Genomic DNA, 21166 nt, shown 5'->3' on the forward strand with positions numbered 1-21166 from the left:
ACAATCATCCGTAGCACGGATCGAATCCTGCAAAACAACCCCGAATCTCGGAACACTGCTTAATATTTTTCAGCATCTCGGTTTACAGCTTACAGTAAGACCTACAAAACCTACCGTTTAAAATCAAGGAGAATCTCTGCGAAGAGGTTCTCCTTATCACATTTCTTCAATTCACGTAAAAAGCCCGTCCAGAATAGATTGATTTATCTAATCTGAACGGACTCTTTTAAAATTCTGAAGTGTTCCCTGCGGGAATCGAACCCACAATTACAGCTTAGGAGGCTGTCGTTATATCCATTTAACTAAGAGAACAAATGCCGATTACCGGCAGTTCCTGACAATTTATTCAAGGCAAAGGTTTCCCTGCATCCAGACATTTCCACGAAAACGTCTGCCTATCGCAGGTTCACCCAATAAATCTTTTTCATTGATACACACATCGAACTGGATGTTATTGCACAACAACTTCATTCCATACAATTTTTCGTGTGTAAGTTTATTTTCCATCGTGACACAGTCAATGATTTCTCCCAATACCGTATACTGGTCACTCTCAATCCCAAACGGCATAAACGTTGACTTCACGATACTGAAAATATCTTCCTTCATCACTCTCTGGGACAGCAGTGCATAAGTATCCATATCCTCCAGCGTAAGGCTTTCAATTGCATCTTCATCGCCTTCTCTTGCCTGTGCGATCAGCTGATTGTGCCGGTCATTTTTCTGGATAGCTGGTACATCATTTTTTTTTCTCTCCACAACCGGACAGAGTATTTTTCCCTCGGTGGAAAGTCCTGCAAGCATTGCCCCATAATGTATTTTGGAAAGGTTCCGGTTTGTCTCTGCCAGATAATCCGCTACATTCTGTATATAAAAAATCAGTGTAACTCCAAGATTAACCTCGTCACATACTCCTGCATAGGACTCTTTCTCGGCATGTTTTTCTACATCAATCTGCTCATTCGTCGTAATACTGGTACCAAACACATACGGATAGTAATAATCCATATGAAAACTGTCATCTTCCTGATAAGTACCCCGAACCGTAATTCCGGCATTTGCCGCAAATGAACCTGACAGTTCCGCAAACTCGTTTCCCTCAGAATCTTTTGTAATTTTCATAATCTCCGGACGGGTAATTACTTCATCCAGTATCATTTCAAGATCTTTTTTTGTAATATCTGAAAATCCAATCGCCCTAAGGAATTTGTGCACTTCGCGGTTCTCCTTTCTTCACACATTACTATATTCTATCATATTATTTGAAGAATGGAAATATCCTTTTGTAACATTAAATTATATTTTTTTTCTGACTCCCCGGAATGAAAATCCAGAACAACCGGACACTTCGGATCCTCTGTCTGCAAAACGACAATTCCTTCTGCCTGATTACTCATCTTCACTGCCGTTCCTACCGGATAATAGGCAATCTTAGATAGCAGAGTTTCCACCACTTTCCGGTCATACTTGTGTATGATTCCTTCCTGTATCTTTCCGATTGCATCCTGCAGGGGAATCCGTATGCACTCCATACCCGTAATATAACTGTCAAATGCATCGCATGCCTGAATAATCCTGCATTCCATTGCAAAATCTCTGCGGCGCATCGGAAACCCGCTTCCATCAAGTCTTTCATGATGAAATAAAACCATCTTTTTTGATACTTCCGGGATCCAGCTTTCCTCATCCAAAGCGGAATATCCTAAAATGGTATGTTTTTTGTACTCAAATGCTTCTATGGGATCTTCCTTTTCCCAATCCCGGTTCACATATCCTGTTGTGATATAACGGAGTCCGAGATCATGGAGCAGTGCCCCAACTGCAATATTATATTGCCTCACCTGATCCAGATGAAGTAATCTTGCCACAAATACACTCACAAGTGTCACCATGACAGTATGTTCATATAAATTTACAATCCGGGCATTGATATCAATAATTATATTTTCCGGTATTTTGCTTACTTCTTTTACAACTTCATTTGCGATTACTTCAAATTCGCGCAGCGACTTATTCTTATGATAGATATGGTTTTCCATCACCCGCTGTACGCGTTCCACAAACTTACCGAAAACAGAATAATCAATAATCCGCGATGGCATTTCATAATTTTCATACGGATCTTCTACCATAAGGGTGTCAATCCCAAGTGAACGGATCAAAGGAACATATTCCTTCTTGAGTCTGCTTCCTCTTGAAATTAATATCATTTTTTCATCTGTAAGAACTGGTTCTGCTAATATTTCATTTCCACACAACTCGCTTACTGATTTTACCCTCATGTTACACTCCCATTATTTTGCAGGATTGCTGCCGGTAGATTCTTTTGCCATCTTTAAAGCTTCCTGCTCTTCTTCTGCTAATGTAATAATTGAATTTCCGTCTATAATCTCTTTTATGTAAGTATAGCAGCCCTCTCTGCTGTGTACTGCATTGAGAACGAATCCATTATCTGACTCATTCAACATTGCAAGAGAAAAACTAAGCTTTCCACCCATCTCATTAAAAGCATCGTATTTTACCAGTCCGACCTTCTGAAATGTGAATTTCATATTGTCAAACATTTTTCTGATATTTTTCTCGTTTGCTTCATTTGCAGATATCAGTTTATCGACCTGAGACAAACGAGTTACCAAAGTTTCTTCCAATGATTTTGCATCTTTTCCCATCATGAATGCTTCATACTTTTTACGCAGTTTACTTGTCTTTGCCATATTCACAACGGTAAGTATAAATAAAATAACACAAAAAGCTGCTAATCCTAAAATAATATAATCGGAATCAAATCCTAAGTATTCTGATATCATATTTTTCTCCTGTTTCTATTTTCTTACATTCTGTTAAAATTTTAAATAGGCTTTTATCCCTATTTTTCTACATTTATTTTTGTATCGTCCGAATCATGTCAATAATTCGGTCAAGTTCATCCTGGGAATAATATTCAATCTCAAGTTTCCCTTTCTTCGCATCCTTATGGTTAATACATACCTTTGTTCCAAGAATGCCTTTCATCTGCTCTTCTAAATCATGATACACGGCTTCCAGTTTCGGGTCAATCTTCTCTTTTTCTTCTTTTTTCTTCTTTTTTTCATTCTGGAGACTTTTTACCAGTTTCTCCGTATCCCGCACACTCAATTTTTCATCAAAAATTTTCTGCGCAATGATATACTGCTGTTCCTGATCTTCAATTCCCAGAAGTGCGCGTGCATGTCCTGTTGTCAGCATCTCATCAATGACCATCTGCTGTACTTTTTCATTCAGTTTCAACAGCCGCATGGCATTTGTGACCGCTGTTCTGCTCTTGGAAACCCGTTCTGCTACCTCATCCTGCTTTAGATTAAATTCTGTCAGAAGCCGCTTAAAAGCCAGTGCTTCTTCAATTGGATTTAAATCTTCCCTCTGAATATTTTCTATCAGGGAAATCTCCATAATTTCCTGTCTGGTAAGTTTCTTGATAATCACAGGAATTTCTTTGATTCCGGCTATTTTTGCGGCTCTCCACCGGCGCTCCCCGGCGACAATCTCATAATAATCCTCCCTCTCCTGCACCAGAAGTGGCTGCAATACTCCATACTGTTTTATGGATTCTGCCAGTTCAAGCAATGCATCCTCATCGAATTTTTTTCTCGGCTGCTCCCTGTTTGGTTCTACCTTTGTGATATTCATCATGATAGCATCTGCCGCGTGCTCACTCTTTGGTGTTGGATTATTTTTTGAAGCTACCGGCTTTGTATTCACCTTGTCTGTAATCAGAGAATCCAAACCTTTTCCCAATCCTTTTTTAACTGCCATTGTTACTCCCTTTCTTTTTACAAATCTTTACGACCCACGATTTCCTTTGCAAGCTTGCGGTAACTCTCTGCCCCCGCAGATTTGCTATCGTACATATTGATCGGAATTCCATAAGATGGTGCCTCTGCCAACCGAATATTTCTCGGAATCATAGTCTCATAAATTTTTGTATCCAGATTTTCTTTTACATTTTCTACAACCTGATTTGACAATTTCGTCCGGACATCATACATGGTAAATACAACGCCTTCCATCTGCAGATTGGGATTTAATCTCTCCTGTACAAGATTAATGGTATGTATCAACTGGCTCAGTCCTTCCAGTGCATAATACTCACACTGAATCGGGACAAGAACCGTATCTGCAGTTGTCATGGCATTTACCGTCAGCATATTTAAAGATGGCGGACAGTCAATCACAATGAAATCGTAATCATCACGGATATAGTCAACTGCTGTTTTTAAGATATATTCTTTGTCATTTATTCCTAATAATTCTATTTCCGCACCTGCCAGATTTACATTGGATGGAATCAGACGCAGACCTTTTACAACGGTATCCTGAATACTCTCATTGATGGAACATTCATCCAGCATCAGCTCATATACCGTATTCTCAACCTCGTTTTTATCCACGCCAAGTCCACTCGTCATGTTTCCCTGCGGATCTAAATCAATAGCAAGTACACGTTTGCCCATTTCAGCAATACTTGCTGCAAGATTTATCGATGTCGTTGTTTTACCGACCCCACCCTTTTGATTTGCAATTGCAATAATTCTTCCCATATTTTCCTCTTTTCTTTCTTATTCTCTGTATATAGAGTGTATTTTTATTTATCCTTTTTAATTTTTAAATGCAAAGGTTCTTCCCCATGTATTATTCTGTAAATTCCTTTGCGATGCCGGATCAGCATAAGGACAGTTGCAATCAGTACACATACAAGTTCTATAGAGTTTCCATGTATAAAATATACTGTTGGAATTGCAAGCGCAGGAATGACAACCGCGCCCAGCGGAAGCCATCCGGTAAGTAGCACTACCATGCCTCCTATTATGCAACAGATTGCTCCCAGAACTCCAAATGTAAGTATCAGCCACGTACAGGTAACTGTAACACCTTTTCCACCTTTTCCTTTTCTCCACAGTGGATAATTATGTCCAAAAATCGCTCCAAATCCTGTATATAAAAAAATATCATGCCATGTTTTATCTGGAAATAACAGGTGACCAAGAATACCGGCTACAATAACTTTTAATATATCGCCGGCTAATACCAAAACACCTTCCTTTTTTCCGATATGTTCCATGACATTTGCCATCCCGGGATTTCCAGATCCTATTTTACTTACATCATTTCCTGTGGAATGTTTTACAACGAACGTTGCAGTTAACATTGTTCCGTATAGATATCCCAAAATCAATAATATACTTTTATATATCATACACATCTTCCTCTTATTTTCTATTACAGTATAACATAAAATCGATTAATCTCGAATAGTAATTATGTTGTTATTTTGCAGATTTTTATGTTTTTCTTTGAGCTTTTTTTGTGAAATGTTTCACGTGAAACATTTTTATTTTTTATTCTTTTTATTATAAACTGAATCGCAGCCTAAATGCGTAGATTGGAAATCATTTTATATCTTCTTTTGGATTGATATACATAGTGTTACTTAAAAGACAATTTTTTCTACACGATGAATAATACTCTGTTTCGTATTGATTTCAACGCAAGAAAGAAGATATTCTGTTCTATAAGACGAAAGAAAAGATACATTCTCTTTCTACACATAATAAAAGAAACTATAGACAAAGAAATAATATTTATAGCACCTGTCTGTGAAAAATAGGATGTTAAATTTGACAGTTATAGCTTTTCCAGAAATATATTAATTTACGCTTTTTATTCACTCCTTTCTATGGTACAAAAATAAAATACTAAAAGTAACCATACATGGATATGGGTATTGACACTGATACTCTCATAACATATTTGCACGTTTGTTACATATTTTCGAGAATCCAATAGGCTTTGACACCGTTAATCTCACGACGTGACTATATCTATATCTATTTATATGGATATAGATATAATGATATGAGAGTCAAAAAACATTTTGTCCCTCATTTAAGATTAATCACATTACTACATGCTTCGCATTTTCATAATCTGACCGCATCTCATAATCCGCTAATTTACATGCTTGCATAGTAAATTGCTACTTTCTCAATTGTGGTGCGGGTCATTACGGTATCCATCAAATTGCATGCAAACATGCATCAATCATACCTTATGACCTTTTAATCACATAATTTCATGGAAAAATTTTCAAGGAAACGATACTGATAAGTACCAAACATATCTCCGGCACATTCCTGGGTACACCATATCAGAAAGATTTTACAAAAGAATTACAAAATCCTGGAAATAATGCAGACACATTTACAGGGTATATAAGATACGACTATTCAGGAGATTAGCGAAACCTATGAAATATCAGAAGTATGAATACATTGTAGCAACTTACCCTCTGCACCATTTGACAGATAAAAAGATAATTATTTATTCCGAAACGATGATAAAATTGTCCTCACCACTGATCTGATGATAAACGGAACATTATTTTATTCAGTAACTGCTTGATCTCTTAAATAAAAATTTAAAAGATATGATTAGTGATGTTACTTTAAAAATCGGGATGAACTGGATATGTAGGGAAAAGAAGGTAATAAATGGGACAACTATAAAATTTATTTTTTTACCGATGGGCTTAATAAGAAAGTATTCCCAAAACTTTCATTCATATTATGTTCTTATTGTTCCGGTAGTTTATCATTCGTTCATTAATTTGTAAAACCGGAGCAAAATCATGCATATCATAAATTCACCGGGCAAACTTATATTTAAACTGCTCTCCAGCAAATTCTACTTATGAAAATAAAAAAGGATAATAAAATGTTTCACGTGAAACATTTTGTTATCCTTTTTTAAACGAAACTCTCTCGTTTTCCATTCTTTTTACAATTCAATTAAATTATTGCGAATAGCAAACACTGCAGCCTGCGTCCGATCTGTTACTTCTATCTTCTTAAAAATGTTAGATACATGGTTCTTAACGGTTCTCTCACTGATATTTAACTTTTCAGCAACTTCCTTATTATACATTCCAACTGCCAAAAGTTTCAAAACTTCCAATTCACGCTTTGTGAGACTCTCTATCTTTCCTTCATCCCTGTTCTTTTCAATCATCTTGGAATTTAATGATGGAATAAGACTTGGCTGAATATAATTTTCTCCTTCTACGATGGAAAATATAGCTTTTTTCAATTCTGCGGATTCAGAATCCTTTAAAATATAGCCATCCACCCCTATATCGACCGCTTTCATCAGATATTCCACTTCATTATGAACGGTGAGAACCAAAACCTTTATCTTTGACTTTGAAGATTTAAGCGTTTGCAATACTTCCAGACCATTTTTTCTCGGCATATTAATATCAAGCAATAATACATCCGGTGTACAAATTTTTAACTTTTCCAGACAGTCAACACCATCTTCTGCTTCTGCAACTACCTGTATATCTCCTTCCAATTCCAGTAAACTTTTTAATCCCTCTCTGATCATGGAATGATCATCTGCGATCATAATTTTAATTGCCATTTTTATAAGTCCTCCTTCATTTTTGGAATTGACACAATAATAGAACATCCCTTTCCAGGTGCAGATTCTATAGAAATTGTTCCTGATAACAGATAGACCCTTTCTTTCATCATAGACAATCCGAATCCGGAATTATCATCCCTTGTCTCATCGGGAACTGCATTTACATCAAATCCCTTACCGTCATCCTTAATAACTAATACAATCTTCTTTTCTAAATAAGAAACTTTTACCTCCAGATAAGATGCCTGTGCATGCTTAACTGCATTATTACATGCCTCCTGAATCACCCGAAGCAATGTAATCTGAACAACACTGTTAATCGGATATGATGTACCTTCCGTATAATATCCACATTCTATTCTATGGAATCTCTGAAATCGATCCAATGCTCTTTCAACCGTAACGTCAAATCCAATGTCATCAAAAGACATGGGTCTTAAATCATAGATTAACCCTCTGGTATCCTCAATTATTTTACGGAGTGTCTGACCAATGGAAAATAGCTCTAATTTACATTTTACCGGATCTGATTCTATAATTTTTGAGCATAATTCCGTTTTATGTACAATTGCAGTCAGATTCTGTGTGGTAGAATCATGTAATTCTCGCGCTATTCTCTGACGCTCTGTTTCAACAGAACGAAGTAATGCCAGCCTGGTATCATAAGAATCTATATCCGCAGCCTCATGAATCTTTCTTTCAATCTCCGTTTCTTCCTTGATAACGCTGGTAATATCTGCAATTCGAAATTCATATTCCTGCATCTGATCTCTCAGACACATAATTTCATTTGATATCCTTTTTTGATCTGCCCGAAGTTCTTCCATCTTTTCTTTATGAAAAGAATTAAATTCTCTCGGGCTGAACGCTTCATACCCGGGATTTGTTTCCTTCTCTAAAACCTGAAGAAACTTTGTATTCTCTTTTACTTTATTTTCATATGAAGAAATCTGCTCTTCCAGAGAAACTTTGTGTTCTATATACTCCTGACGGATTTTTTCCAGATAATCTTTTACCATCTTATTCCTCAAACGTATGTTCTGTTTTGTATTTTCAATATCAATAATATTATAAATCATTTTACGGGTAAAGAAAATAAAGAAATAAATATTGTTTGTAAAAAGACCCAAAAATGTCTATAATATATTTAAAATCAAACAAATTTTAAATACAAGGAGGATTTCCATGAAAAAAGGCACAAAAAAATTTCTTTTTTTGAGTGTTGCAACACTGGCAGGAATGTATGCATACAATCAGTTTGTTGCCTCCACTTCCACAAAAAAGAATATGCTCCCAACCAAAAACGGATCCTATTATTCCTGGAAACAGGGAAATGTTTTTTACACAAAAACTGGAACAGGAGATCCTGTTCTTCTTATTCACGACACAAATTCCGCTAGTTCATCTGTTGAGTGGTCAAAAATTTCAAAAAGACTTCAAAAGAAACATACGGTATATACCATGGATCTTCTGGGCTGCGGTCTCTCCGACAAACCAGGGCTGAGTTATACCAACTATATGTATGTCCAGCTGATCACTGCTTTTATCAAAGATATTATAAAATCCAAAACATCAGTTGTAGCTTCAAACCTCTCCTCCTCATTTGTAATTATGGCAAATCAACTGGATGCCTCCATCATTGACAAAATGATTTTTATTAATCCGGTTTCCTTCCATTCCATGGATGCCATGCCGGATCAGCAAAGTAAACTAAAGCAAACGATCATAAATCTTCCTCTGGTCGGAACCTTTATCTATAATTTGCTCATGAACCCGAAGCGTATTGACCGTCAGTTCCGTTTTATCTATTACTGCAGACCTCAGCTGATTTCTTCCAAAACGAAAGATGCCTACTATGAAGCAGCCCATATGGACAACAGTAATGGAAAATACTTATACTCAAGTCTTCTTGGCAATTATATGAATATTGACCTTCGGCATGCTGTGAAAAAAATCACAAAACCTGTTTCTTTTATTATCAGCAGCGATATAAAAGCAAACTACAAAACAGCACAGGAATATCGTAAACTGAATTCTAACATAGACATCACCTATGTTTCCAATTGCAAATTGTATCCACAACTGGAGAATCCGGAAAAGGTTTACCAAATTATCGAAAACAAGTTATCCAATTAATTGGAAATGGACTGTACCTCAAAGATACAGTCCATTTTTTATAACTCATCCATAAATGTGGATAACATCTTTTTTCCGCGCAAAGCAGTGGAAAAAAGCATAAATTACAAAGGATTTTTGGAGGGCATTCCGGCTTTTCTTGGATATTTTTTTGATGTACCGTTTGCCTTTGTTAAAGAAATGAATGCCCGCTGCGCCTCTCCAATAGAAAACTTATACACATCCTCAACTTTTCCTCCGAGAAGAAAAATAGCTGATTTTGCAGCTGCCACTTCATTTTCACACTCTCCCGATTTATAAGAAATAAACTTTCCACCCAACCGGACGAATGGAAGACAATATTCTGCAAGTGTGGATAAATTGGCAACCGCACGGGAAACACACAGATCAAACTGTTCTCTATATTCGGGCATGCGTGCCAGATCTTCTGCGCGGCCATGAACCGTATAGATCTCTGTCAGTCCTAACGCATCAATCACTTCATTCAAAAAAACAAGTCTCTTATTTAAAGAATCAGCCAACACCACATTTAATTCCGGAAAAACAATTTTTAATGGGATTCCCGGAAACCCCGCACCAGTTCCAAGATCTATAACTTTTAACGGATGATGAAGATCCACAACCTGTATCAGAGAAACACTATCTACAAAATGTTTCTCGACGACTTCATCAAAATCGGTAATAGCAGTCAGATTCATCACCTTATTTTTTTCGATGAGCATTTCATAATAAGTCATAAATTGCTGCAACTGCTTGTCTGATAATGAAATATTCATTTTTGCAAGCATAGACAGAAAATGGTCTGTATTATATTCCATAGAATCCTCCATTATTCTTGTTTTTCTTTGTGTTCATCCGGGTTTAACTTAAAAAATAAATCTGGATTTGAATATTTTAACTGTTCCAGATAGACCAGAAGAACAGAGATATCGGCTGGTGTGACACCCGAAATACGTGATGCCTGACCGATATTCAACGGCTGGAACTCATTCAGCTTCTGTTGTGCCTCGATTCGAAGTCCCGAAATTTCATTATAGTCAAATTTCTCCGGAAGTTTTTTCTTCTCCAGCTTTTTGAACTTCTCTACCTGCTTAATCTGTCTGCTGATATACCCATCATATTTGATCAGAATATTCACCTGCTCTGTTACCTCCGCAGGTAAATCCGGCCGGTCTGTATCAATTTCTGCCAGTTTATCATAATCAAGCTCCGGTCTGCGAATCAAATCAGAAAGCGTTGTACCGGTATGAAGTGGAATACTTCCATATTGTTCCAGAACATTCTGTACCCTCGCATTCGCCCCGAGCTTAACTTCATTCACGCGCTCAATTTCCTTTTTTATCAGTTCCTCTTTTTTGCAAACCCAGTCATACCGTTCCTGTGAAATCAGACCAATTTCATATCCTTTTTTGGTCAAGCGTAAATCCGCATTGTCCTGGCGCAAAAGTAAACGATATTCCGCTCGTGATGTCATCATGCGGTAAGGTTCGCGGTTTTTCTTTGTGACAAGATCGTCAATCAAAACTCCGATATATGCTTCCGACCGGTCAAGAATCAGAGGATCTCTTCCCTTAATTTCCATTGCAGCATTGATTCCGGCAATCAATCCCTGACAGGCAGCCTCTTCATATCCGGAGCTTCCATTAAACTGGCCGCCGCTGAACAAACCTTTCATTGCCTTAAACTCAAGAGACGCATACAAATTGTTTGCATCAATACAGTCATACTCTATCGCATATGCATTTCTTACAATTTTAACATGTTCCAGTCCCGGAAGTGTCCGGTACATTTCATGCTGAACATCCTCCGGCAGGGAAGAGGACATTCCGCCCACATACATTTCATTTGTACTAAGTCCTTCCGGCTCAATAAAAATCTGATGCCTGTTTTTATCTGCAAATTTTACCACTTTATCTTCAATGGACGGACAGTATCTCGGTCCTGTTCCCTCAATGATTCCCGCATAAATCGGAGAACGATCCAGATTGTTTCGGATAATTTCATGTGTCGTTTCATTTGTATAGGTCAGCCAACAGGAAGCCTGCTCGATCTGCACATCCTCCGGATTCGTTGTGAAAGAAAACGGAACGACTCTTTCATCTCCAAACTGCTCTTCCATTTTTGAAAAATCAAGACTCCTTTTATCGACACGCGCCGGTGTTCCTGTTTTAAATCTTCTTGTCTGGATACCATGAGCAACCAGGGAATCTGTCAGATGGTTTGCAGCTGATAATCCATTTGGTCCCGTATGTGTAATCATTTCACCGGTTAAGCAGCGCGCTCTCAGATAAGTTCCCGTACAAAGAACAACTGCCTTACATCTGTAAACACCTCCGGAAACTGTACGCACTCCGGTAATTTTCTGTTCTTCTCCCTCATGATATTCATCTTCCGGGAAAAACTGGTCTTTATTTGTTAATATCTCTGCGACTTCCGCCTGTCTTATGGATAAATGATCCGTATTTTGCAGGGTTTTTCGCATTTCTTTTGTGTATTCCGCTTTATCAGCCTGTGCGCGGAGAGAATGTACAGCCGGTCCTTTCGATTTATTCAGCATTTTCGACTGGATAAATGTTTTATCAATATTTTTGCCCATCTCTCCACCAAGTGCATCAATTTCCCGAACCAGATGTCCCTTGGAACTTCCACCAATGTTCGGATTACATGGCATTAGTGCAATACTGTCCACACTTACCGTAAACATCATTGTTTCCAATCCGAGTCTGGCACATGCCAATGCTGCCTCACAACCTGCATGCCCGGCACCGACAACAACCACATCATATGTTTCTTCAATATAAGGAATATTTTTCTTACCCATTTTTTTTACCTGCTACTTTCCCATACAAAACTTTGAAAAAATTTCATCCACCAGATCATCCTCAACAGCTTCCCCGATAATCTTACCCAGCTCCTCATACGCGCCCATCAGATCAATGGAATAAAAATCTTCAGGCATGTCATCCTCAATGCTTTGTGTTACCTGATGTAAATGATCAAGTGCTACCTGAAGTGACGTTTTCTGCCTCATGTTAATTGCATAAACTTCATCATTAAAAGTAACTTCACCCTGGAAAAACATATTCCGGATCGTTTCTTCCAATTCATCAATTCCCTGATGTTCTTTTGCAGAAATCGGAATAATCTTTTTATCCAGAATATGCTGTACCTCTTCCACTGTGACTTTTGTGTCCAGATCTGATTTGTTTAATAAAACAATTGCTTTTTTATCCTGCAACAGATCCATGATCTCATAATCACTTTCATCCAGCTCTGTCGATGCATCAATCACATAGATTACGAGATCCGCCTTCGATGCATATGTTCTCGCCCGATCCACACCGATTTTCTCCACTACATCTTCCGTATCCCGAATTCCAGCCGTATCCATTACGTTTAATGTAATTCCATTCAGGTTAATCTGTTCTTCCAGGACATCCCTGGTTGTTCCCGCAATTTCCGTTACAATTGCCCGTTCCTCTCCTACCAGAATATTCAACAGGGAAGACTTTCCTGCATTGGGTTTACCCACAATTACAGTGTTGATACCTTCCTTCAGAAAACGCCCATTTTCAAAGGTTTTGAGGATTTTATCAATTTTTATAACCAAGTTATCCACAGTATTGTGTAAAGTTTGTGGATAATTATCCAGAGAAATATGTTCAGGGTCATCTAAGGCAGATTCTATAAAGGCAATTTCATGCAATATATCTGCCCGGATCTTTCGGATATCCACAAGAACTGCCCCCTGCAACTGGGAAAGTGAACTTTTCAGTGCAAATTCATTTTTTGCGTTGATAACATCAATAACGGATTCTGCCTGTGTCAGATCAATCCGGCCATTTAAAAATGCCCGTTTCGTAAATTCGCCGGGTTCTGCCGGCCGTGCACCATGTTTGATTACTGTTTCCAGAATTTTTTTCATAACATAGACACCGCCATGACAGTCAATTTCCACCGTATCTTCTTTTGTATAAGAATGTGGCGCCTTCATGAGTAAAACCATCACTTCATCCACCATCTCGTTATCGTCATAAATATATCCATAATGAATGGTATGACTTTCACATAAACTCAATTTTTTATGACCATATTTCGAACGATAAATCCGGTCAATAACCGGCAACGCGTCTTCTCCGCTGATCCGGATAATCCCAATTCCCGAAGGAGACATCGCAGTCGCAATTGCAGCAATTGTATCTGAATTCATAAGTCTCTCCAATTCTAAACAAAGGTGAATACCCAAAACTGGATATTCACCTTATTTTTTAACTCTATCAGTCAGTTCCTTATTTCTTTAATGTTACAACTACATGGCGATATGGTTCATCCCCTTCACTGTGTGTTGTAACATAACGATCATTCTGAAGTGCAGAATGAATGATCCGTCGCTCAAAAGGATTCATTGGTTCAAGAGAAACCGGGCGCTTGGTGCGCTTTACCTTGTACGCAATATTCTTTGCAAGATTCTCAAGTGTCTCTTTTCTTCTCTTTCTGTAATCTTCCGTATCAATCTTAACCTTATAATATTCATCGGAATGTTTGTTGATTGCAAGATTTGTCAGATACTGAAGAGAATCCAGCGTCTGTCCTCTCTTACCGATCAGAATTCCCATATCATCTCCCTTTAACTCTACTTCAATGATATGTTCTTCCTCATTTACTGCAACGAGAATTTCTACCTCCATCTTCATCGCATCGAAAATGGAAGATAAAAATTCAACAACATTCTCATCAATAGAAAATTTCTTACGAGCCTTAATTACTGCATTTTTACTTCCGATTCCAAGAAAACCGGTACTTCCTTTATCAAGAACCTCATACTCAAGCTGATCACTGGTTATTCCCAGCTGAACCGTAGCCTGTGTAATCGCGTCATCCACGTTTTTAGCAGAAATCTCAATAAACTCCATATAACTGCCCCCTCTTATTTACGATTATTCTTTTCTCTAAATTCTTTTACAAGATTTGCTTTCGCTGCCATACTTCCCGGCTTTGCATTTGCTTTCGCTGCATTTGCCTTTTCAAGTTCCAGTTCCCTGTTTGCAGAAGAAACATTTGCCTTCGACTGGATGGATCTGGTATTCATTGCCGCTGCCTGGCGGATGCGTTCCTCAGTAACGCCCATCTTCTCCCGTTTCTTTTTCACCTTTTCCTGATTCTTTGCAATAATATCCTCAAGATTAAGATTTTCAATATGCTTGTTGATAAAGAACTGCTGAACCGCACGGCACACGGCACTGGCAATCCAGTAAATACCAAGACCAACCGGTGTCACAAAACAGAAAAACAAAGACATCAGAGGCATCATGGTATTCATAGTTTTCATCTGTCTTGCCATCTGATCATTATCCCCACCTGCGGTAGCTGCGGTTGGCATCAACTTGATATTGATCACCTGTGTAATATAAGACAATACCGGAATCAGAACCGCCAGAATCACAAGCAGCCACGCATGACCTTCCATACTGCTTTTTATAATTGCCCACGGGGTATCCGAAATATTAAGCCCCAGAAAGTAATTAAAATGGTTCATATCATGCATTGTGGAATTAATCTGATCCGTAAGTGACGGAAACTGCTGGAAAATACTGCCGTCTACCGACTTATCCCACGCTGTGGATGGAAGCTTGTACACAATATCGGTAATATAATTGGCAAGATCCTTTCCCGATGCTCCGTTTAAAGTATCTGCAACATTTTTTATATTCAGTCCACTGGATGTAACCACATTAAATTTTGTCATTAAATCCGAAACTTTTTTCACAAACCCATCGGTATTCATAATTCCACCGACCAGACCATGAAACGTCTCGTTTCCGGAAATCGTATAAAAAGAATCACGCACACTTCCGATATATGCCGGAATATTATAAAATACACGATATAAAGCAAACAAAATCGGCATCTGGATAAGCATCTGGATACAGCTTCCGGATGGAGAAATACCATATTTCTGATATACAAGCTGTGTCTCCTGATTCATTGCCATCATGGCTTCCTGATCCTTGCGATTCTTATATTTATCACGGATCGCATTCAATTCCGGCTGCATTTTCTGCGAAAGTTTCGAGAATTTCTGCTGCTGGATTGTCAATGGCAAAAGACACATATAGATCAAAATCGTCATGAGAACGATTGCAAGCGGTACACTGTTGATCGTACCACCGGAAATTTTTAAAACAATATCGTAAATTCCGCTCATGATCCATCCAAGAACCTTTGCAATCGGTCCGAGGAATTTTCCGGAATACGCTGTCAATTCAATCATGCCTGACATAAAAACCTCCATTTGGTTTATGGAACCGGGTCATATCCTCCCTTAGAAAAAGGATTACATCGCAAAATTCTCCAGGCAGCCAGTGCCCCACCCTTTATCGCACCATACTTTTGCACAGCTTCCAGTCCATAACAGGAACAGGTCGGATAATACGGACATTTCGTTGACTTCATGGGAGAAATATATCTCTGATAGAATTTAATACATGCAATAAGTAATTTTTTCAATAGAATTCCATCTTCTTTTCCATATTAATGTATTATTTTGTGAAGACCTCCAAGATGTTTCAGTGCGCTCGAAATCTGATGAAACGAAACATCACGCGCTGTTCCTCTTGCGATGACTACAATGTCCAAACCACTATTGAACATGTCCTCCTGTAGCCGGTACCCCTCTCGGATCAGACGGGTCAAATGATGTCTTATAACACTATTTCCTACTTTTTTACTAACGGATATACCTAATCTGTTTTTGTCTGTGTGATTTTCCAGAACATACATAACCAATAAACGGTTTGCATATGAATTTCCTTTGTTATACACCTTCTGAAAATCTTTACTTTTCTTTAATGATTCTGAGAACTTCATCTGAAACTATCCTCATAATAGAAGAAAAGACCACAATAATGTGGCCTAAGCTGATAATTTTTTTCTACCTTTTAATCTTCTAGCAGCCAATACTTTTCTTCCGCCTGCAGTACTCATTCTGCTTCTGAAACCATGAACTCTGGCTCTCTGTCTTTTTTTTGGTTGGAATGTCATCTTCATTTCGTATCCACCTCCTCTACGTTAAAAAACATCACTTAGCATTATATCAGAAAAACGCTACAAGTCAAGTAAAATCAAGGTTTTTTCCTAATTTAATGTTATAAACACTACATATAATAAGGAAGAAAAGCAGTCCACTATATATAGTATCCACGCTTTTCCACGAAATAATAAGTTATCCACAATTTGGGGATAACTTGTGGATAAACTGTCAATACGCCTTGGATAACTCTTTTTCCATCAACATCCACATAATTAAAAAACCTTCCTAAAACGCATTATTTCGCCGTTTACGCATATGTTTATATGTTAGTTTTGAAAAATATAAAAGGGTGTCTAAAAAGTTGATTCTACACCGAAAATGGTGTATTATAGATAAGAATAGGATTATGGGATAGTATCCTATTTTATAAGAAGAATGTGGAGAAAAGCAGATGGATAAGATTATTGAAAAGTGGGATGAAATTTTAAATACTGTGAAACAGGAGTACGAAATCAGTGATGTCTCTTTCGATACCTGGATTCGTCCCTTAGAAGTCTTTGCCATTGAGGGAAATACTCTCTATATCCTGGTTCCTTCCGAACAGATGGCTTTAAGCTATATTTCCAAGAAGTACCTTGCACCACTTCGCGTTGCGATCGTAGAAATTACAGAAATTGAATACGAAATCAAATTCATCCTTCCGGAAGAAGCCAGGACGCTGAAATTAAACACAAAACCAGCAAAAGCTACACCTGCCGTAACCGCAGATGAATCTAATCTTAATCCAAATTATACATTTGATACATTTGTCGTTGGTAATAATAACCGTTTTGCACATTCGGCTTCCCTTGCAGTCGCAGAATCTCCGGGAGAAGCATATAATCCGCTTTACATTTACGGCGGTCCGGGACTTGGAAAAACCCACCTTATGCACTCCATCGGGCACTTTATCTTAAACCAGAACCCGGATGCAAAGGTTATCTACGTTACATCCGAAGAATTTACGAATGAAGTAATTGAATCCATTCGAAACGGTAATGCTTCATCCATGACAAAATTTCGTGACAAATACCGGAAAGTGGATGTCCTTATGATTGACGATATCCAGTTTATCATCGGAAAAGAAAGTACACAGGAAGAGTTTTTCCACACATTCAACGCACTCCAGACACAGGGAAAACAGATTATACTGACATCCGATAAACCACCAAAAGAAATGGAAACCCTTGAAGAGCGTATCCGTTCCCGTTTTGAGTGGGGACTGATGGCAGATATCGGAGTGCCGGATTATGAAACACGTATGGCTATTCTCCGGAAAAAAGCCGAATCGGATAACTTTGACATTGATGATGAAGTATTAAGCTACATTGCAAACAACATTAAATCAAACGTGCGTGAACTTGAAGGAGCATTAAATAAACTTCTTGCTTATAACAATCTTGTCCACATTCCAATTACAATGGATATTGCAGAAAAGGAACTTTCCAACATTATCACGCCGGACAAGCCACGGGAAATCACACCACAGCTCATTATTGAAGTTGTTTCCGAACATTATCACATCTCTGTAGATCAGATGATTTCAAAGACAAGAAGCAGTGATGTTGCAAAACCACGCCAGATTGCAATGTATTTATGTAAAAATATGACCGAAAGTCCACTGGATACCATAGGTTCTTTACTCGGCGGACGCGATCATTCCACAATTATCCACGGTATCAAGAAAGTTACCGAAGAATACGAAAAAAACGAAACTACAAGAAATATGATTGAAACCATCAAAAAGAAAATAAATCCAAACTAAATGAGTTTCTTCCTATTGTAATGTAGTTTTATTTGCTTTTTTTAATTTCAACTTATTCACGTTTATCCACAGTGGATGGATTGTGCATGAGGTTCTTAACGTAAATCTCTTAAAATTTGTTCCACAGACGGACCTTAAGAATCCTCACACTTTTCACATGCTTTCAAGCCGGTTATCAAACGCCGGAAACCGCTTAACATCTAACATGAAGAGGCTTATTCACATATTAACAGCCCCTATTAAGACTAAGACGAATGTCTTAATATATTTTTATTTATACCAGGAGGGAGTTTTTCATGAAACTGATCTGTTCTAAATCAAATTTATTGCGCGGAGTAAATATCGTATCCAAAGCTGTTCCTACCCGTACAACTATGGCAATACTCGAATGTATTCTTATCGATGCTTCTACGAATGAAATTAAATTAATGGCAAACGATATGGAACTTGGAATCGAAACCCGTGTAGAAGGAGAAATTGCTGAACGTGGAGTTATTGCACTAGATGCAAAAATCTTTTCTGAAATTGTACGCAAACTTCCAGACAGTGATGTTATGATTGAAACAGATGCCTCTTTTAAGACGGTGATCTCCTGTGAAAAAGCAAAATTCAATATTGTTGGAAAATCCGGAGATGATTTTTCATATCTTCCATACATTGAAAAAAATGATGCAATCGTGATTTCCCAGTTCACACTGAAGGAAGTGATCAGACAAACAATCTTTTCCATTGCTGATAACGACAATAACAAACTTATGACAGGTGAACTGTTTGAAATTATTGAGAATGAACTGAAAGTTGTTTCTCTTGATGGTCATCGTATCTCCATTCGTAATATAGAACTTAAGAATAATTACGAAAATAAAAAGGTTGTCGTTCCTGGAAAAACATTACAGGAAATCAGCAAAATTGTTCCAGGTGGAGTTGATGATGATGTACTCATCTACCTGACGGACAACCATATCGTTTTTGAATTTGATACTACTACGGTTGTATCCCGTCTGATCGAAGGAGAATATTTCCGCATTGATCAGATGCTCTCATCTGCTTATGAAACGAAAGTTATAGTCAATAAAAAAGAATTACTTGATTGTATTGATCGTGCTACTCTTCTTGTCAAAGAAGGTGACAAAAAGCCGATCATTATGAATATCACAGATGGAAGTATGGAGTTAAAAATCAATTCTTTCATTGGTTCCATGAATGAAGATATCGATATCGAGAAAGAAGGAAAAGATATCCTGATTGGATTTAATCCAAAATTCTTCATTGATGCATTGCGTGTTATCGATGAAGAAAATGTAAGTCTTTATATGGTAAACCCAAAAGCTCCATGTTTTATCAAAGATGATGAAGGAAAATTCATTTATCTTATTCTTCCTGTTAACTTTAATAATGCTGCAAATTAGGAGATTACATGATTACAGTAAATATCCGTGAAGAAGACGAATTTATCAAACTTGGACAGGCGTTGAAAAAAGCCGGAGTTGTTGGTTCCGGTGTGGATGCCAAAATGGTTATTTTAGATGGGCAGGTTTCGGTAAACGGTCAGACAGAACTTCAACGAGGAAAAAAATTACATAATGGGGATGTTGTTACCTTTCAGGGTGAAACAATTCAGATAGTTCAATGATCATAAAATCAATCGAGCTGCGAAATTTTCGAAATTATGAAAATCTGGATATTCACCTGGATGAAGGAACCAATATTCTTTACGGAGACAATGCACAGGGGAAAACCAATATTCTCGAAGCTGCTTATCTGAGTGGTACAACAAAATCCCACAAAGGAAGCCGTGATAAAGAGATGATTCGGTTTGGTGAGAAAGAATCACATATTCGTACTGTCGTACAGAAAAAAGAAAAAGAGTACCAGATTGATATGCATCTTAGAAAAAGTGGATCAAAAGGCGTGGCTGTGAATAAGATTCCGATCAAAAAGGCAAGTGAGTTGTTTGGAATACTCAATATCGTTTTCTTTTCGCCCGAAGATTTAAATATTATAAAAAACGGACCTGCGGAGAGAAGAAGATTTATTGATTTAGAACTCTGTCAGTTGGATAAACTATATTTGTCAGATTTATCCAGTTTCAACAAAGTGTTGAATCAGAGAAACAAATTGTTGAAAGATATTTCTTTTCGCCCGGACCTTGTGGATACTCTTCCGGTGTGGGATATGCAGTTACTGGAGTATGGAACAAGAATCATCCGGAAACGAAAAGAATTTGTGGAGGAACTGAATGAAATTATTTCGGAAATCCATTCTAAAATTTCCGGTGGCAGGGAACATCTGGTATTAAAGTATGAGCCAAATATTACCGCTGATCTTTTTGCGGATGAATTGCTGCGGGCACAGAACCGGGATCTGAAACTCTGCCAGACAACGACAGGACCACACAGGGATGACATGCTGTTTTCCGTTGATGATGTGGATATCCGTAAGTTTGGGTCTCAGGGACAGCAGCGTACTTCAGCACTTTCTTTGAAATTGTCGGAGATTGATCTGGTCAGGAGATCCATTCATGATACTCCGGTATTGCTGCTGGACGACGTGTTATCGGAACTTGACAGTAACCGACAGAATTACCTGCTGAACAGTATTGCTAAAATACAGACTGTCATTACATGTACAGGGTTGGAGGAATTTGTAAAGAACCGTTTTTGTATCAACAAAATTTTCCAGGTGATAAACGGAAATGTTTATGAAAAGGAATCAGTTGAAGAGATATAAAGGAAAGG

The 21166-nt window shown here is 37.9% G+C and carries 21 protein-coding genes and 1 tRNA gene; 5 read left to right on the forward strand and 17 right to left on the reverse strand.

The window, feature by feature from the left end; genetic code table 11:
- Positions 1 to 240: 240 nt before the first annotated feature.
- From M72_RS06970 to M72_RS07010, 9 genes are all read right to left on the reverse strand, one after another.
- A tRNA-Arg gene (locus tag M72_RS06970) sits at positions 241 to 312 on the reverse strand.
- A gap of 30 nt (positions 313 to 342) precedes the next feature.
- Positions 343 to 1215, reverse strand: coding sequence for a DUF3881 family protein (locus M72_RS06975; protein ID WP_055067711.1), 873 nt, complete (start codon positions 1213 to 1215; stop codon positions 343 to 345).
- A gap of 38 nt (positions 1216 to 1253) precedes the next feature.
- On the reverse strand, positions 1254 to 2282 hold the full coding sequence (locus tag M72_RS06980; protein ID WP_022045003.1) for an HD-GYP domain-containing protein: 1029 nt from the start codon (positions 2280 to 2282) through the stop codon (positions 1254 to 1256).
- A 12-nt stretch (positions 2283 to 2294) separates the two neighbouring features.
- Positions 2295 to 2807, reverse strand: coding sequence for a DUF4446 family protein (locus tag M72_RS06985; RefSeq protein WP_022045004.1), 513 nt, complete (start codon positions 2805 to 2807; stop codon positions 2295 to 2297).
- 73 nt (positions 2808 to 2880) lie between these two features.
- Positions 2881 to 3792, reverse strand: a complete 912-nt coding sequence (locus tag M72_RS06990; protein ID WP_055067712.1) for a ParB/RepB/Spo0J family partition protein — start codon at positions 3790 to 3792, stop codon at positions 2881 to 2883.
- 17 nt (positions 3793 to 3809) lie between these two features.
- Positions 3810 to 4577 (reverse strand): ParA family protein, encoded by a 768-nt coding sequence (locus M72_RS06995; RefSeq protein WP_022045006.1) that lies wholly within the window; start codon positions 4575 to 4577, stop codon positions 3810 to 3812.
- Between the two features lie 44 nt (positions 4578 to 4621).
- On the reverse strand, positions 4622 to 5233 hold the full coding sequence (locus M72_RS07000) for a glycerol-3-phosphate acyltransferase (protein ID WP_055067713.1): 612 nt from the start codon (positions 5231 to 5233) through the stop codon (positions 4622 to 4624).
- 1580 nt (positions 5234 to 6813) lie between these two features.
- A complete protein-coding gene (locus M72_RS07005; RefSeq protein WP_055067714.1) occupies positions 6814 to 7455 on the reverse strand; it encodes a response regulator in 642 nt (213 codons plus the stop codon).
- Positions 7456 to 7457: 2 nt separating this feature from the next.
- Positions 7458 to 8477 carry a sensor histidine kinase gene (locus M72_RS07010; RefSeq protein ID WP_022044934.1) on the reverse strand — a complete coding sequence of 340 codons (1020 nt, stop codon included), beginning with the start codon at positions 8475 to 8477 and terminating at the stop codon, positions 7458 to 7460.
- Between the two features lie 166 nt (positions 8478 to 8643).
- Here M72_RS07010 and M72_RS07015 point away from each other — a divergent pair, with 166 nt between their 5' ends.
- A complete protein-coding gene (locus tag M72_RS07015; protein ID WP_022044933.1) occupies positions 8644 to 9594 on the forward strand; it encodes an alpha/beta fold hydrolase in 951 nt (316 codons plus the stop codon).
- A gap of 104 nt (positions 9595 to 9698) precedes the next feature.
- Here the strand turns inward: M72_RS07015 and rsmG are convergent, their stop codons facing one another.
- The 8 genes from rsmG to rpmH all read right to left on the reverse strand — a co-directional run bounded on the left by rsmG (position 9699) and on the right by rpmH (position 16641).
- On the reverse strand, positions 9699 to 10412 hold the full coding sequence (gene rsmG, locus M72_RS07020; protein WP_022044932.1) for a 16S rRNA (guanine(527)-N(7))-methyltransferase RsmG: 714 nt from the start codon (positions 10410 to 10412) through the stop codon (positions 9699 to 9701).
- Between the two features lie 11 nt (positions 10413 to 10423).
- Complete coding sequence (mnmG, locus tag M72_RS07025) at positions 10424 to 12415, reverse strand: tRNA uridine-5-carboxymethylaminomethyl(34) synthesis enzyme MnmG (protein ID WP_055067715.1); 1992 nt, start codon at positions 12413 to 12415, stop codon at positions 10424 to 10426.
- Between the two features lie 12 nt (positions 12416 to 12427).
- Positions 12428 to 13804, reverse strand: coding sequence for a tRNA uridine-5-carboxymethylaminomethyl(34) synthesis GTPase MnmE (mnmE, locus tag M72_RS07030; RefSeq protein WP_055067716.1), 1377 nt, complete (start codon positions 13802 to 13804; stop codon positions 12428 to 12430).
- Between the two features lie 79 nt (positions 13805 to 13883).
- Positions 13884 to 14507: an RNA-binding cell elongation regulator Jag/EloR gene (jag, locus tag M72_RS07035; protein ID WP_022044929.1), complete on the reverse strand. Its 624-nt coding sequence runs from the start codon at positions 14505 to 14507 to the stop codon at positions 13884 to 13886.
- Positions 14508 to 14521: 14 nt separating this feature from the next.
- Positions 14522 to 15874, reverse strand: a complete 1353-nt coding sequence (locus M72_RS07040) for a YidC/Oxa1 family membrane protein insertase (protein WP_055067717.1) — start codon at positions 15872 to 15874, stop codon at positions 14522 to 14524.
- 17 nt (positions 15875 to 15891) lie between these two features.
- On the reverse strand, positions 15892 to 16101 hold the full coding sequence (gene yidD / locus M72_RS07045; protein ID WP_055067718.1) for a membrane protein insertion efficiency factor YidD: 210 nt from the start codon (positions 16099 to 16101) through the stop codon (positions 15892 to 15894).
- Positions 16102 to 16125: 24 nt separating this feature from the next.
- Positions 16126 to 16461 (reverse strand): ribonuclease P protein component, encoded by a 336-nt coding sequence (gene rnpA / locus M72_RS07050; protein ID WP_055067719.1) that lies wholly within the window; start codon positions 16459 to 16461, stop codon positions 16126 to 16128.
- Between the two features lie 45 nt (positions 16462 to 16506).
- The gene (rpmH, locus tag M72_RS07055; RefSeq protein WP_055067720.1) at positions 16507 to 16641 is read right to left on the reverse strand and encodes a 50S ribosomal protein L34; all 135 of its coding nucleotides are present in this window, start codon (positions 16639 to 16641) and stop codon (positions 16507 to 16509) included.
- A gap of 434 nt (positions 16642 to 17075) precedes the next feature.
- On the opposite strand from rpmH, the gene dnaA reads away from it, so the two are divergent.
- The 4 genes from dnaA (at position 17076) to recF (ending at position 21158) form a co-directional block, all read left to right on the forward strand.
- On the forward strand, positions 17076 to 18428 hold the full coding sequence (gene dnaA / locus M72_RS07060) for a chromosomal replication initiator protein DnaA (protein WP_022044926.1): 1353 nt from the start codon (positions 17076 to 17078) through the stop codon (positions 18426 to 18428).
- Positions 18429 to 18724: 296 nt separating this feature from the next.
- Entirely contained in the window at positions 18725 to 19837 is a 1113-nt protein-coding gene (dnaN, locus tag M72_RS07065; protein ID WP_022044925.1) for a DNA polymerase III subunit beta, read from the forward strand.
- An 8-nt stretch (positions 19838 to 19845) separates the two neighbouring features.
- The gene (locus tag M72_RS07070; RefSeq protein WP_022044924.1) at positions 19846 to 20061 is read left to right on the forward strand and encodes an RNA-binding S4 domain-containing protein; all 216 of its coding nucleotides are present in this window, start codon (positions 19846 to 19848) and stop codon (positions 20059 to 20061) included.
- Positions 20058 to 21158 carry a DNA replication/repair protein RecF gene (gene recF, locus M72_RS07075; protein WP_055067721.1) on the forward strand — a complete coding sequence of 367 codons (1101 nt, stop codon included), beginning with the start codon at positions 20058 to 20060 and terminating at the stop codon, positions 21156 to 21158. Before M72_RS07070 ends, recF begins: the two co-directional genes overlap by 4 nt.
- Positions 21159 to 21166 lie beyond the last annotated feature (8 nt).

The sequence above is a fragment of the Roseburia faecis genome (assembly GCF_001406815.1).
Taxonomy (GTDB): Bacteria; Bacillota; Clostridia; order Lachnospirales; family Lachnospiraceae; genus Roseburia; species Roseburia faecis.